The 13,113-nt window shown below is 63.7% G+C and carries 8 protein-coding genes; 4 read left to right on the forward strand and 4 right to left on the reverse strand.

Annotated features, from left to right (window positions below; all coding sequences use genetic code 11):
• Positions 1-125 precede the first annotated feature (125 nt).
• Entirely contained in the window at positions 126-1,238 is a 1,113-nt protein-coding gene (locus AC0CMF_RS01710) for an aminotransferase class I/II-fold pyridoxal phosphate-dependent enzyme (protein ID WP_200901746.1), read from the forward strand.
• 90 nt (positions 1,239-1,328) lie between these two features.
• Here the strand turns inward: AC0CMF_RS01710 and AC0CMF_RS01715 are convergent, their stop codons facing one another.
• The gene (locus AC0CMF_RS01715; RefSeq protein ID WP_374630605.1) at positions 1,329-3,980 is read right to left on the reverse strand and encodes an Rne/Rng family ribonuclease; all 2,652 of its coding nucleotides are present in this window, start codon (positions 3,978-3,980) and stop codon (positions 1,329-1,331) included.
• 879 nt (positions 3,981-4,859) lie between these two features.
• Here AC0CMF_RS01715 and AC0CMF_RS01720 point away from each other — a divergent pair.
• The 3 genes from AC0CMF_RS01720 (at position 4,860) to prfB (ending at position 10,087) form a co-directional block, all read left to right on the forward strand.
• Positions 4,860-6,194: an N-acetylmuramoyl-L-alanine amidase gene (locus AC0CMF_RS01720; RefSeq protein ID WP_374630607.1), complete on the forward strand. Its 1,335-nt coding sequence runs from the start codon at positions 4,860-4,862 to the stop codon at positions 6,192-6,194.
• A gap of 171 nt (positions 6,195-6,365) precedes the next feature.
• The gene (locus AC0CMF_RS01725; protein WP_050473184.1) at positions 6,366-8,816 is read left to right on the forward strand and encodes a penicillin-binding protein 1A; all 2,451 of its coding nucleotides are present in this window, start codon (positions 6,366-6,368) and stop codon (positions 8,814-8,816) included.
• 139 nt (positions 8,817-8,955) lie between these two features.
• A protein-coding gene (gene prfB, locus AC0CMF_RS01730; RefSeq protein WP_099052115.1) for a peptide chain release factor 2 occupies positions 8,956-10,087 on the forward strand; the annotation gives its coding sequence in 2 pieces (ribosomal slippage) (positions 8,956-9,024 and positions 9,026-10,087; 1,131 coding nt in all).
• An 85-nt stretch (positions 10,088-10,172) separates the two neighbouring features.
• Here prfB and AC0CMF_RS01735 read toward each other — a convergent pair.
• The 3 genes from AC0CMF_RS01735 to bcp all read right to left on the reverse strand — a co-directional run bounded on the left by AC0CMF_RS01735 (position 10,173) and on the right by bcp (position 13,020).
• Positions 10,173-11,528: a M23 family metallopeptidase gene (locus AC0CMF_RS01735; RefSeq protein ID WP_374630609.1), complete on the reverse strand. Its 1,356-nt coding sequence runs from the start codon at positions 11,526-11,528 to the stop codon at positions 10,173-10,175.
• Between the two features lie 118 nt (positions 11,529-11,646).
• The gene (locus tag AC0CMF_RS01740) at positions 11,647-12,483 is read right to left on the reverse strand and encodes a ferritin-like domain-containing protein (RefSeq protein ID WP_374630611.1); all 837 of its coding nucleotides are present in this window, start codon (positions 12,481-12,483) and stop codon (positions 11,647-11,649) included.
• 69 nt (positions 12,484-12,552) lie between these two features.
• A complete protein-coding gene (bcp, locus tag AC0CMF_RS01745) occupies positions 12,553-13,020 on the reverse strand; it encodes a thioredoxin-dependent thiol peroxidase (protein WP_094461857.1) in 468 nt (155 codons plus the stop codon).
• Positions 13,021-13,113: the final 93 nt, after the last annotated feature.

Consider the following 13,113-nt stretch of genomic DNA (forward strand, 5'->3'; position numbering starts at 1 on the left):
CGGCGGCTGGCATAAGGCAGGGCAACGCTGTAAACCGCGTGGCAACAGCCATCGTGAGGATTTGCGCCGTGACCAGCCAGAAGACCATCCCTTCCGCCCGCAGTGCCGTGGACCCGTTCCTGGCCATGGATGTTCTGTCGGCGGCGCGTGCGCTGGAAGCGGAAGGGCGGCATCTCATCCACATGGAAGTGGGCCAGCCCGGCGCACCGGCCCCTTCCACCGTTCTTGCCGCCGCCCGGCAGGCGCTGGAGGGCGGGCGCCTCGGTTATACGGAGGCGCGCGGCATCGCGCCCTTGCGCCAGCGCATCGCCCGCCACTACCGCGATGCCTATGGCGTCGAGGTGCCCGAAAGCCGGATCATGGTGACGACCGGGTCTTCGGCTGGCTTCAACCTGTCGTTCCTTGCCGCCTTCGATCCGGGTGACCGGATCGTTCTGACGGCGCCCGGTTATCCGGCCTACCGCAACATCATCAAGGCGTTGGGGCTGGTGCCGGTGGAAATCGAGGTGGGGCCGGACACCCGCTGGAGCCTGACGCCGGATCACATTGCAGCGGCGCTGAAGGATGGCCCGGTCAAGGGCGTTCTGGTGGCGAGCCCCGCCAACCCGACCGGCACGATGATGACGCCGGCAGCCCTCGCCGGTCTTGCCCGCTTCTGTGACGATACGGGCATCTGGTTTATCTCCGACGAGATCTATCACGGGCTCGTTTATGACGGGCAGCAGGCCTGCGCGCTGGAGACCTCGCAGAATGCCATCATCATCAACAGCTTCTCCAAATATTATTGCATGACGGGCTGGCGCATTGGCTGGATGGTGCTGCCGGAAAGCCTTGTGCGTCCGGCCGAGCGCATTGCCCAGAGCCTCTACATCTCCGCGCCCGAACTGTCACAGATCGCGGCTGCCGCCGCTTTTGACGCCACAGAAGAGCTGGAAGGGATCAAGGCCGGATATGCCGCCAACCGGGCGCTGTTGCTGGAGGCCTTGCCGAAGATCGGTTTCGACCGGCTGCTGCCGGTGGATGGTGCCTTCTATGTCTATGCCGACACCAGCCGTTTCGCCGAAAGCTCCCTCGATTTCACGCGCGCCATGCTGAATGAAGCCGGTGTTGCCGCTACGCCGGGCGCAGACTTCGATCCGGTGCATGGCGCCAGCTACACCCGCTTTTCCTTCGCCGGGGCCGGTGAGGATATTGCAGAGGCCGTGCGGCGTCTGGACGGATGGCTGAAAGGGCGCTGAGGGCGCAGGACTTCGCCGAAGAGAGAGAAAACAAAACCCCTCCGGAAGGATGCTTCCGGAGGGGTTCTTTTTTAGCCTCTGATCAGGGGATCAGAAGAAGGAGCGGCGCTGCCACCAACCGGAACGCTTGGGCTTGCCTTCGTCATCCGGGCCTTCGCCGTCACCGGCGGTCTGGCTGGTGACGACTGGCGTTGCCGGTGCCTTCGGGCGGGCCGGGGCTGCCGGTTCTGCGGGCGCTTCAACTTCAGGCGCCGGGGCAGCCTCTGCGGCAGCTTCGGCCGGAGCTTCAGCGGCAACGGTTTCCAGAACCGGGGCCTCTGCAGCCGGAGTTTCAGCCGCCGGGGCTTCCTGCGCTGCCTCGGGAGCGGCCGTTACGGCTTCCTCAGCCGTTTCGGCCACTGCCGGAGCTGCTTCCACCCGGGCAGGAGCGTCTGCGTCAGCCTCTGCAGCAGCGGGGGCTTCGGCTGCTTCGGGAAAGGAGCCGCCATTTGCGGCTTCGTCCCCTTCAACGGCACCGGTCAGATCTTCGGAAGCAGCAGCTGCGTCTGCATCCTCACCGGACGCATCCTCGTCGCCGTCGCTGCCCTCTTCACCGTCCTCGCGCTCGCCATTGCGGCGGCCGCGGCGGCCGCCACGGCGGCCACGGCGGCGCTTGCGCTTGGGCTCGTCGGAACCATCTCCCTGGGCGCCTTCACCCTGAGACGCTTCACCGTCTTCGCCTTCGCTGCCTTCTGTGTCATCGCCGGCATCAGCGTCCGAGCCGTCTTCGTTCTGGCGCGGGCCGGCCTGACGGTCACCACCTGCTTCCGGGCTGCGGCGGCGCTTGCGGCGGCGGCGCTTGCGGCGGTCGCTGTCTTCGGACTGCTCGCGGGCAGAGGGACGTGCCGAGGCTGCTTCCAGTTCCTCCTCGACGTCATCCTCGTCCTCTTCCTCCGGCTCGACGATATCGTCGATCTCTTCGATCTCGACCATATGCGGCTGGATCTGCGGCGGGGCGGGGAGGGGGATCTTGTCGCGGTCGATCAGGGACGAGCGCTCCAGCACGTAATGCTGGCCATGGCCCACCTCATCCGCGACCACGGCAATCTCGAGGCCGAAACGGGCCTCAAGGTCACCCAGGTTGCGGCGCTTCTGGTTGAGGATGTAAAGCGCCACTGACGTGTTCGTACGCACGATCAGATTGTGGGTGACGCCCTTCAGCAGGAAGTCTTCCAGCGAGCGCAGCACATGCAGGGCAACCGATTCGACCGAGCGGATCATGCCCGAGCCATGGCAATGCGGGCAGGGCGTGGTGGAGCTTTCCAGAACACCGGTGCGGATGCGCTGGCGCGACATTTCCATGAGGCCGAAATGCGAGATCCGGCCAACCTGGATGCGTGCGCGGTCGTTCTTCAGGCAATCCTTGAGCTTGCGCTCCACCGTCCGGTTGTTCTTGTTCTCCTCCATGTCGATGAAGTCGATGACGATGAGGCCGGCCAGATCGCGCAGGCGCAGCTGGCGCGAAACTTCCTCGGCGGCTTCAAGGTTCGTCTGGAGGGCGGTGTCCTCGATATTGTGCTCGCGGGTGGATTTGCCCGAGTTCACGTCGATGGAGACCAGAGCTTCCGTCTGGTTGATGACGATGTAGCCGCCCGAGCGCAGGGTGACCTGCGGGGAGAACATGGCATCGAGCTGCGGCTCCACCCCGAAACGGGTGAAGATCGGCGAGGCCTCGCGGTAGGGCTGGACGTTCTTGGCATGGCTCGGCATGAGCATGCGCATGAAGTCCTTGGCCTCGCGGTAGCCGTCTTCGCCGGCGACGAGAACCTCGTCGATGTCCTTGTTGTAGAGATCGCGGATCGAGCGCTTGATCAGGCTGCCTTCCTCATAGACGAGGCAGGGCGCGCTGGACTTCAGCGTCAGGTCGCGCACGTTCTCCCACAGGCGCATCAGATATTCGAAATCGCGCTTGATTTCGGCCTTGGTGCGGCTGGCACCGGCGGTGCGCAGGATGACGCCCATGCCCTCCGGCACCTCCAGCTCGGAGGCGATCTTCTTCAGGCGCTTGCGGTCGGCAGGCTGGGTGATCTTGCGGGAAATGCCGCCGCCACGGCCCGTGTTCGGCATCAGCACCGAGTAACGGCCGGCTAGCGACAGATAGGTGGTCAGGGCAGCGCCCTTGTTGCCGCGCTCTTCCTTGACGACCTGAACCAGCAGCACCTGACGGCGCTTGATGACTTCCTGGATCTTGTACTGCTTGCGCTGGCGGGTGCGGCGTTCCGGCACCTCTTCCATGGCATCTTCGGCGCCGACCGATTCAACGTGGTCGGCATCATCGTCGCCGTCGGAGGACGACTTGTCCGAATCCTCGTGATCGTCGTCGTCGTCGCTGTCGTCTCCGTCCTTGGCCGCTTCCGAGGCCGCAGCCTCGCGGGCGGCATGACGGGCGTTTTCAGCAGCTTCGCGCCGCTCTTCCTCGTGACGCTCGTCTTCGATCAGCGCCAGCCTGTCAGCGGCGGGGATCTGGTAATAGTCGGGATGGATTTCGCTGAAAGCGAGGAAACCATGCCGGTTTCCGCCGTATTCCACGAATGCGGCCTGGAGGGAGGGTTCGACCCGCGTCACCTTCGCCAGATAGATATTGCCGCGCAGTTGCTTCCGGTTAGCTGCCTCGAAGTCGAATTCTTCAACTCGATTGCCGCGCACCACGACGACCCGGGTTTCCTCCGGGTGCGCCGCGTCGATCAGCATCTTGTTTGCCATTGATGAAGGTCTCCACGGCAGCCGGACGCCCGGGGCGCGGCTGACGCGCTCCGTGGCTGAAGGTCCGGCAGACCGTTTTCTTGTCACTTGGATGGAAAGACGAAAGAGCTGGCGTGCGCGCGTCTATGCCTGCGGACCGGCTGTCCCGCAAAATCGGGGACACCGTTTGTGTCATTTCCGCCTGCATCGCGCTGTGCTTCAAGGCAACGCCTGCCCTTGATTAAACTGTTGTCACCGCGAAGTGCTGCCGCAAGAGGCCCGATGGCCGCCTGCGAGGCGCTTCTGTTTTCACGGATGGGGCATGCAGCCCGGCCTTGGGGCCTGACACCATGACAGGTCACTCTGGTCACCCTTCGGGCGGAGCGCGCAGGATTGAAGCCTGCTCACTGCCTTCTGGTCCGGCCAATTCCAGACTGTCCAGGGACAGCCCGCACCCGTCACACCTAATACCGCCCAATGCTTCGCCGTCTCTTAACGCCGGGCGCCGCGGCCGGGGCAAATGGCCTCCACTCCGCTCCGCGCGTCCGGCAAAGCCGCCAAGACATGTGGAAAGACTGTTCTTCCCATCATCTGAGGCAGTATCGGCTGCAAACCGAAATCCGTATTCTTCTTTTACGGGTCAGCAAGCGCCTTGGCAAGCAATGGAAATCATCTCTGCCAGCTTGCAAGCGGCGGCAAGGCCCGTTAGCACGGAGTTAACCATCCACCGGCAGGGTCATTGCATCAGGATCCGTCCTTTGACGGCACGCCACCGGAGGGATTAAAGAGCGCGGCAGGTGCCGCATCCGAGCCCGCAAACAGGACCGGAGTAGAGGATTGCCAGTCAGATTGCAGCAGAGTTTGCCTGTCTTTCTGCCAGGCCGCGAGCGGAACGCGCCCGTGGCCCGCGGAGGTTTGCGCGATTTTGTATTGCCTGCGCTGCGCCGTGTCGCGGCAAGGGTGATGCTTGCGGCCGCTCTGGCTGTGCCTGCCGTGGCCGCAAGCGCTCCGGTTCGGGCGGAGACCTTGCCGGTTGCCTCGGACCTGTCTTCTGCTGCCACGGATGCCCGGATTGCCGGGGACGAAACACGGACACGATTCGTTCTGGACCTGCAGGGGCAGGTGCCTTTCATCGTTTCGAACCTCGCCGATCCCTACCGGGTCATCATTGATCTGCCTTCCATGGAGTTCAAGCTGCCCGAAGGTTCGGGCACGGATGGGCGCGGTCTGATCCGGAGCTGGCGCTATGGCCTGTTGTTCGCCAGGGGAAACGCACGGATCGTGCTGGACCTCACCGAGCCGGCCAAGGTGGACAAGAGCTTCGTTCTGGAAGCCATCGAAGACCAGCCGGCCCGGCTTGTTGTCGATCTTGTGAAGACCAGCCGTGAGGAATTTCTCGCCGAGGCCGAGCGCACCCATCAGCCGCTCAGCGCCCTGGTAACGGATGGCCAGCAGGCCGCGCCCAAGGCAAACAAGCTGACCTCGTCGGCGGGGAAGACCAAGCCTGTCGTTGTGCTAGACCCTGGCCATGGCGGTATTGATACGGGCGCCATCGGCGTGCATGGCACGCTGGAAAAGGCAGTGGTTCTGAGTTTTGCGCAGATTCTGAAAAAGAAACTGGAAGACACGGGCCATTACACGGTCTTCATGACCCGTGAGGACGACACTTTCGTGCCGCTGCGCAAGCGGGTGCAGTTTGCCCGCGGCCACAACGCCGATCTCTTTGTCTCGATCCATGCGGACTCGGTGCGCAGTTACAAGGAAGAGGTGCGCGGCGCCACGGTCTACACGCTCTCCGAAAAGGCGTCGGATACGCTCGCTGCCCAGATTGCAGCCTCGGAAAACCATTCGGATGTGCTGGCCGGGGTGGAACTGAGCGAGGAGCCCGCTGAAGTCGCCGATATTCTGGTCGATCTCGCCCGGCGGGAGACCAAGATCTTTTCAAGCCATTTCTCGAAGATCCTCGTGGAAGAGCTGAGAAGCGCGGTGAAGCTGATCAACAATCCTCAGCGTTCCGCCGGTTTCATGGTGCTCAGAGCCCATGACGTGCCGTCCGTGCTGGTGGAGCTTGGCTATCTCTCCAACGAGCAGGACGAGAAGCTGCTGATTTCGCCGGAGTGGCGTGAGCGCACGGCAACCGCTGTTGCGGACGCGATCGAGGCCTTCTTCCAGCCGCGCTTTGCGATGGACAAGGGGGCGGCTGGAGAGACTGCGGCGGGGACAAAGGTCAAGTAATTGCACCGCAGGGCCTGCCTGTGCTTGCCGGTGCCTCAGCATCGCCATATTGCTCGACGACTAAGGTCCCGAGGTAAACCCGGATTTCTGTGTGCTCCTGTGTCCAGCCTGCCCGGAATGTGGTAGGGGACCGGCATCAGCACTCTGGCCGGGAAGAAGCGAGCCCAAGGCATGAAATTTCTGATCAAGTTCTTCGGTTATCTGTTCGGCATCGGTACGGTGCTGGGACTGCTGGTCGCGGCCGGCGTCTGGATCTATCTGGAGAAGCTGGGCGAAGACCTGCCGGATTATACGGCGCTGAAGAACTACGAACCGCCGGTGATGACCCGCGTGCATGCCGCCGACGGCAGCCTGATGGCCGAATATGCCAAGCAGCGACGCCTCTTCCTGCCGATCCAGGCCATGCCGGACATCCTGAAGGAAGCCTACATCTCGGCGGAAGACAAGAATTTCTACAGCCACGTGGGTATCGACCCGGAGGGCATTGCCCGTGCCGTGGTGCGTTTCGTGCAGAATTTCGGGTCCGGCCGCCGCCCTGAGGGCGCTTCGACGATCACGCAGCAGGTTGCCAAGAACTTCCTGCTGACCAACGAACTGTCGGTCGACCGCAAGATCAAGGAAGCGATCCTGTCGCTGCGCATCGAGCAGGCCTACACCAAGGACGAGATCCTCGAGCTTTATCTCAACGAGATCTACCTTGGCCTCGGCGCCTATGGTGTGGCGGCGGCTTCGCTCGTCTATTTCGACAAGTCGGTGCATGAGCTGAGCCTTGAGGAAGTCGCCTATCTGGCGGCGCTGCCGAAGGCGCCGAACAATTACCATCCCTTCCGTGGCCGCGAGCGCGCCATCGAGCGCCGCAACTGGGTGATCGACCGTATGGTCGAGAACGGCTATGTGAGCGCGGCCGATGCCGAGGCTGCCAAGGCAAAGCCCCTGACGGTGAAGCCGCGTGAAACCGGTTCCCAGCTGTTTGCTGCCGAATACTTCACGGAAGAGGTCCGGCGTCAGGTCGCATCGATCTACGGCGAGAACAGCCTCTACGAAGGCGGTCTCTCGGTCCGCTCCTCGCTGGATCCGAAGATGCAGGCGACAGCCCGCAAGGTGCTGATGAACGGCCTTCTGGATTTCGACCAGAAGCGCGGCGGCGGCTGGCGCGGGCCGGTGACGACGATCCCCGTCGCGGGCGACTGGGGCGTTGAGCTTGGCAAGGTGGAAGCCCTTTCGGATCTGCCGGAGTGGCGTCTTGCTGTTGTGCTGGAGGCTGGTCAGAACACGGCGCAGGTTGGCCTGCAGCCGCGCAGGCTTGTCAGCGGCGCCCTTGAGCCGGAGCGTGAGACGGCAACGCTGCAGCTGGACGACATGAAATGGGCACGCGTGTCCGGCCGTGCCCCCAATTCGGCCAATGACGTGCTCAACCCGGGTGACGTGGTCTATGTCGAGGCCCCGAAGAACGGCGGCCGCTACCAGCTGCGTCAGGTTCCGCGTGTTTCGGGTGCGCTGGTCGCGATGGACCCGTTCACGGGCCGCGTGCTGGCGCTGGTTGGCGGCTTCAGCTTTGCCCAGAGCGAGTTCAACCGCGCGACGCAGGCCTGGCGCCAGCCCGGCTCGTCCTTCAAGCCCTTCGTCTATGCGGCCGCACTCGACAATGGCTACACCCCGTCCAGCGTGGTTCTGGATGCGCCCATCGAGCTGGCGCAGGCCGGGCAGGCAACCTGGCGCCCGCAGAACTATGGCGGCAAGTTCTATGGCCCCTCAACCCTGCGCACGGGTATCGAGCTGTCGCGTAACCTCATGACCATCCGCCTTGCGCAGGACATGGGCATGCCGCTGGTGGCCGAATATGCCAAGCGTTTCGGCATCTACGACAACATGATGCCGGTTCTCTCCATGTCGCTGGGTGCTGGCGAGACCACCGTGCTGCGCATGGTCACGGCCTATTCGATCCTCGCCAATGGCGGCCGCAAGGTGACGCCGACGCTGATCGACCGCATCCAGGACCGTTACGGCCGCACCATCTACAAGCATGACAGCCGCATTTGCGAAACCTGTGATGCCAATGACTGGACCGGTCAGGCCGAGCCTGAACTGATCGACGAGCGCGAGCAGGTGCTGGACCCGATGACGGCCTATCAGATCACCTCGATGATGGAAGGCGTGGTTCAGCGCGGCACCGCCACCAGCGTGCGTGCGGTCGGCCGCCCGGTTGCCGGCAAGACCGGTACCACCAACGAGGAGAAGGACGCCTGGTTCGTCGGCTATACGCCGGATCTCGCGGTCGGCGTCTTCATCGGCTACGACCAGCCGCGGCCGATGGGACGCGGTGCGACGGGCGGCCTTGTCGCTGCGCCGATCTTCACCGAGTTCATGAAGGAAGCGCTGGCGGGCAGCCCGCCGGTCGAATTCCGTGTTCCGAAGGGTCTGCAACTGATCCCGATCAACCGGCACACCGGCATGCGTGCGGTTGCCGGGGCCGAAGGCACCATTCTGGAGTCCTTCAAGCCGGGCACCGCCCCGCCGGACACTTACTCGGTCATCGGCTTCGAGGACGAGATGGGCGTGCCGCGCACCGTTTCGCCGGAGGCAGGTGCTGCCGTGATGACCGGCACGGGCGGGCTTTATTGACCCTTCCGGAGATCTGCCTGCGCGGCTAGCTGTTTACATGGCCTGCCTGCGCCGTTAGTCTCCGCCCCGATTTGCGGCCACTGCCCCGGCAACGAGGCGGTGGCCGCGACATTCCTGAACCAGCTTTGAGAGGTATCCGATGCGCGCCGAGATGGAAGGCATCGTCGACGAAATCAAGCAGGCCATAAGCCTGCTGAGGAGGCATCTTTGACTGGGATCACGCTCTGGTCCGTCTGGATGAACTGAACGCCCTGTCTGAAGACCCCGCGATGTGGAATGACCCGTCCAAGGCGCAGAAGCTCATGCGTGAGCGTCAGCAGCTGGAAGATGGCATTACCGGCGTGCGCCGCCTCGAATCGGAACTTGCCGACAACATCGAGCTGATCGAACTTGGCAGTGCCGATGGCGACAAGGACGTGGTCGAGGAAGCCGAAACGGCGATGCGCGGCCTGAAGGCCGAGGTGATGAAGCTGCAGATGGCATCGCTGCTGTCCGGTGAAGCCGATGGCAACGACACCTACATGGAAATCAACTCGGGCGCAGGCGGCACGGAAAGCCAGGACTGGGCCAGCATGCTCCTGCGCATGTACCGCCGCTGGGCGGAACGCAGTGGCTTCAAGGTCGAGCTTCTCGAATACCATGATGGCGAAGAAGCCGGCATCAAGTCAGCGACGCTGCTCATCAAGGGCGAGAATGCCTATGGCAAGCTGAAGACCGAATCGGGCGTGCACCGTCTGGTGCGCATTTCGCCCTATGACAGTCAGGCGCGCCGCCACACCAGCTTTGCCAGCGCCTGGGTCTATCCGGTGATTGATGACTCGATCGATATCGAGGTCAACGAAAGCGATTGCCGCATCGACACCTACCGCGCCTCCGGTGCCGGTGGCCAGCACGTCAACACCACCGACTCGGCCGTGCGCATCACGCATATCCCGACCGGCATCGTCGTGCAGTGCCAGAACGACCGCTCCCAGCACAAGAACCGCGCAACCGCCTGGTCGATGCTGAAGGCGCGCCTCTATGAGGCCGAGTTGCAGAAGCGCGAAGAGGCGGCCAACGCCGAGGCGTCTTCCAAGACCTCGATCGGCTGGGGCCACCAGATCCGCTCCTACGTTCTGCAGCCTTATCAGATGGTGAAGGACCTGCGCACGGGCGTGGAAAGCTCCTCGCCGCAGGATGTGCTCGACGGCAAGATCGATGACTTCATCGAAGCCGCTCTCGCGCAGCGCGTCTTCGGCGGCAAGGATGCCGAGGTCTCGGACATCGACTGAGCCGATCCGTGCGGACTGCAAGACTGCAAAAACCCCGCCGGAATGGTCCGGCGGGGTTTTTGTTGATATCGCGAGGAGGTGGAGACTAACGCTTCAGCAGCTTGGAGACCCTGTCTCCGGTGCGGACGAAGGTCATGGGGTCCAGTGCCTCATCGTCCCGCCGCACTTCGTAATGGAGATGCGGACCGGTGGAGCGGCCGGTGTTGCCGAGGCGGCCGACCTGATCGCCGGCGCGCACCTCATCCCCCACGGCGACGGTGATGGCACTCATGTGGGCGTAGCGGGTCAGGTGCCCGTCCGGATGCTCGATTTCCACCAGACGGCCATAGCCGCCCTGATAGGAGGCGGTGATCACCGTGCCCGGAGCCGTGGCGCGCACGGGCGTGCCGTAAGGGGCGCGGAAATCGATGCCGGTGTGCATGGCAAGGCCGCCCAGGAACGGATCGATGCGGGGGCCGAAATCACTGGTGATCTGCGCTGCGGCGATCGGGCGGGCGAGGGGGATGGCGCCGACAGACTTGCGGACCTTGTTGCGCAGATCAAGAGCTGCTTCGGCGCGCTCGATCTTGTCGTCCAGGGTGGCCGTGGCAAGCGGCACATAGGGACCGCCGGTGGCTTCCATGCTGCCTGCAAGATCGCTGACGCGGTAGCCCAGAGGGCGGACGGCAGAGGCCAGCTGGCTGGTTTCATGCTCGGCCGCAAGCGTCACGGCATCCAGCGCGGCATTGCTTTCTTCGCTGATCTTGTCCAATGCGGCGCCGATGCCCAGCAGATCGTCACGCGGGGCTTCCGGCTCCGGCAGAGGTTTGGCCGTCAGGCTGTCCTGTGCTGCGGGCAGGGGGGCAAAGGCGGAAAGAGGGCTGTCCATCAGGACGTTTTCGCTGCTGCCGCGCAGGCCGAGAGCCGCGAAGGGATTGTCCAGCGGTGCTTCCGGGCCGCCGATCGCAAGAAGGCTGCTGGAGGCGCCCGCATCCGAGAGCTGTTCGGGCTTGGCCGCAGGAATGGCCGGGCCGGAAACCACATCAAGCCCGCTGCGGGCGGCCTTGTCGAGAATGGCAGCGACCTTGCCGTGCTGATCCAGAAGTTCGTTCTGCCGCTGCAGCAATGTGTCGATCATGCCTTCGACGGAGCGGCGCTCATACATCTGGCTGCTGGTCAGGCGGTCGATTTCGGCACGCAGATAGGCAATGCGGTTCTCGTAGACGGCAGCTTCCTGGGTGCGCTGGGTCAGGCGGCTTTCGATCAGGTCGTCGCGCATCACGAAATAGGCGGCCGCCGCCATATAGCCGGTGATGAAAAGGCCGAGGGTCAGGCAGGTGCCTGCGGCGAGCCAGGGGCGGATGGTGAAAGTCCTGGTACGCTCGCCATTGCTGATGGTGACGTGATGCAGTGCCTTGCGCTTGCCGAACCCCTGACGGGCTCTTGAAGGAAAGTCTGACATGCCGTTTTCCATGCATCCGGAAGGGGCGAGTTCTGCCCCGGTCAGGAATCATTAGAAACGGTTAAGGTTAACAAACACCTTTCCTGCCGTTCATACTTTGCCGTCAGGACAGTTTTCCTCAAGGCGCGAGCTTGACGAGAGGGCGGTAAAAGCCCGGCGTCAGGCCCGCTTCGGAGCGGGCCCGGTCGTTGAAAGGCGGTTTCAGCGGGCCTCTGAAATGGGTGCGCACCAGTTCATGGAAGCGCGGTTCGGGCCGTTCGCCGTGGCGATCGCACAGGAAGCGGAACCATTTGGCACCGAAGGCCACGTGATTCTTTTCATCCCGGTAGATGATTCCGAGGATGCGGGCGGTTGCATGGTCGCCAAGGGCAGCGGCCTTCTCGATCATCGGTGGGGTGATGTCGAGGCCGCGGGCCTCCAGCACCAGCGGAATGACGGCAAGCCGTGCGGTCAGGTCATGACCGGTGGCCTGTGCGGCCTGCCACAGCCCGTCATGGGCGGGCAGGTCGCCATAGGCAGCGCCGAGTTCCTGCAGCCGCTCCTCCAGCATGCTGAAGTGCTTGGCCTCCTCAAGCCCGACGCGCACCCAGTCGTCATAGTAGGAGCGCGGCATCGGCACATGCACGAAGCGGCCGATGATGTCCCAGGTCAGGTCCACTGCATTGAGTTCGATATGGGCCAGCGAGTGCAGCAGGGCGATTCTGCCTGCTTCGCCGCCAATGCTGCGCTTGGGCATGTCACGCGGGGCCAGAAGCACCGGACGCTCCGGCCGGCCGGGCCGGTCCGGCATCTGGGCGGACGCAGACGGCGAGCCGAGGGCAAGGCTGCGGGCATACCAGAGCTTGGCGGTCTCATAGGCAAGGCGGACCTTTTCCGAAAGATCCGGCGTGCGCACGATGGCATTGGCGCGCCCGGCCAGCGTGTCCAGCGCGGAGGATGGAAATATGCCGCTCATGCCCGAAAAAGCCCTTTCAGCATCCGCAAGAGGCGGGGGCGCCGGACGTGCCGCCCCCGCGCCTTGCGTTCAGAGCCCGCGCACTGCCTCTAGCACGGCGTCGACGTGGCCCTTGACCTTCACCTTGCGCCAGATCTGGGCGATCTTGCCGTCGGCTGCAACAAGGAAGGTGCTGCGCTCCACACCCATGTAGGTCTTGCCATACATGGACTTTTCCACCCACACGCCAAAGGCTTGGCAGACAGCTGTGTCCGGATCGGAGGCGATGTCGACGGTGAGGCCGTGCTTGCCCTTGAACCTGGCGTTCTTGGCAACCGGGTCCGGCGAAATGCCGATGATCTTTGCGCCAAGCGCTTCGAACTGGGCCCGCGCCTGGCTGAAGGCAATGCATTCTTCGGTGCAGGCGGGCGTGTCGGCCTTGGGGTAGAAATAGAGCACCACGGGGCTGCCCTGGAGGCTGGAAAGCTTCACTTTCTCATCATCGCTGAGCAGCAGGTCCACGTCCGGTGCGGGGGCTGAAATTGTCAAATCGGTCATGCTGCCTTCCTCTTGTCATAGTCGGTGGATTTATCCGGAACGGTATTCAGTTGTCCGTGCTTGAGGCGCGCCTAGCGGCTGGCTTTGTTGCAT

The organism is Pannonibacter sp. CBAS1226, assembly GCF_055685825.1.

Bases quoted from the DNA above. Each gene is read 5' to 3' on its own strand.
- AC0CMF_RS01710 (WP_200901746.1), top strand. From the start codon at position 126: ATGGATGTTCTGTCGGCGGCGCGTGCGCTGGAAGCGGAAGGGCGGCAT.
- AC0CMF_RS01715 (WP_374630605.1), bottom strand. From the start codon at position 3,980: ATGGCAAACAAGATGCTGATCGACGCGGCGCACCCGGAGGAAACCCGG.
- AC0CMF_RS01725 (WP_050473184.1), top strand. From the start codon at position 6,366: ATGAAATTTCTGATCAAGTTCTTCGGTTATCTGTTCGGCATCGGTACG.
- AC0CMF_RS01735 (WP_374630609.1), bottom strand. From the start codon at position 11,528: ATGTCAGACTTTCCTTCAAGAGCCCGTCAGGGGTTCGGCAAGCGCAAG.
- AC0CMF_RS01740 (WP_374630611.1), bottom strand. From the start codon at position 12,483: ATGAGCGGCATATTTCCATCCTCCGCGCTGGACACGCTGGCCGGGCGC.
- bcp (WP_094461857.1), bottom strand. From the start codon at position 13,020: ATGACCGATTTGACAATTTCAGCCCCCGCACCGGACGTGGACCTGCTG.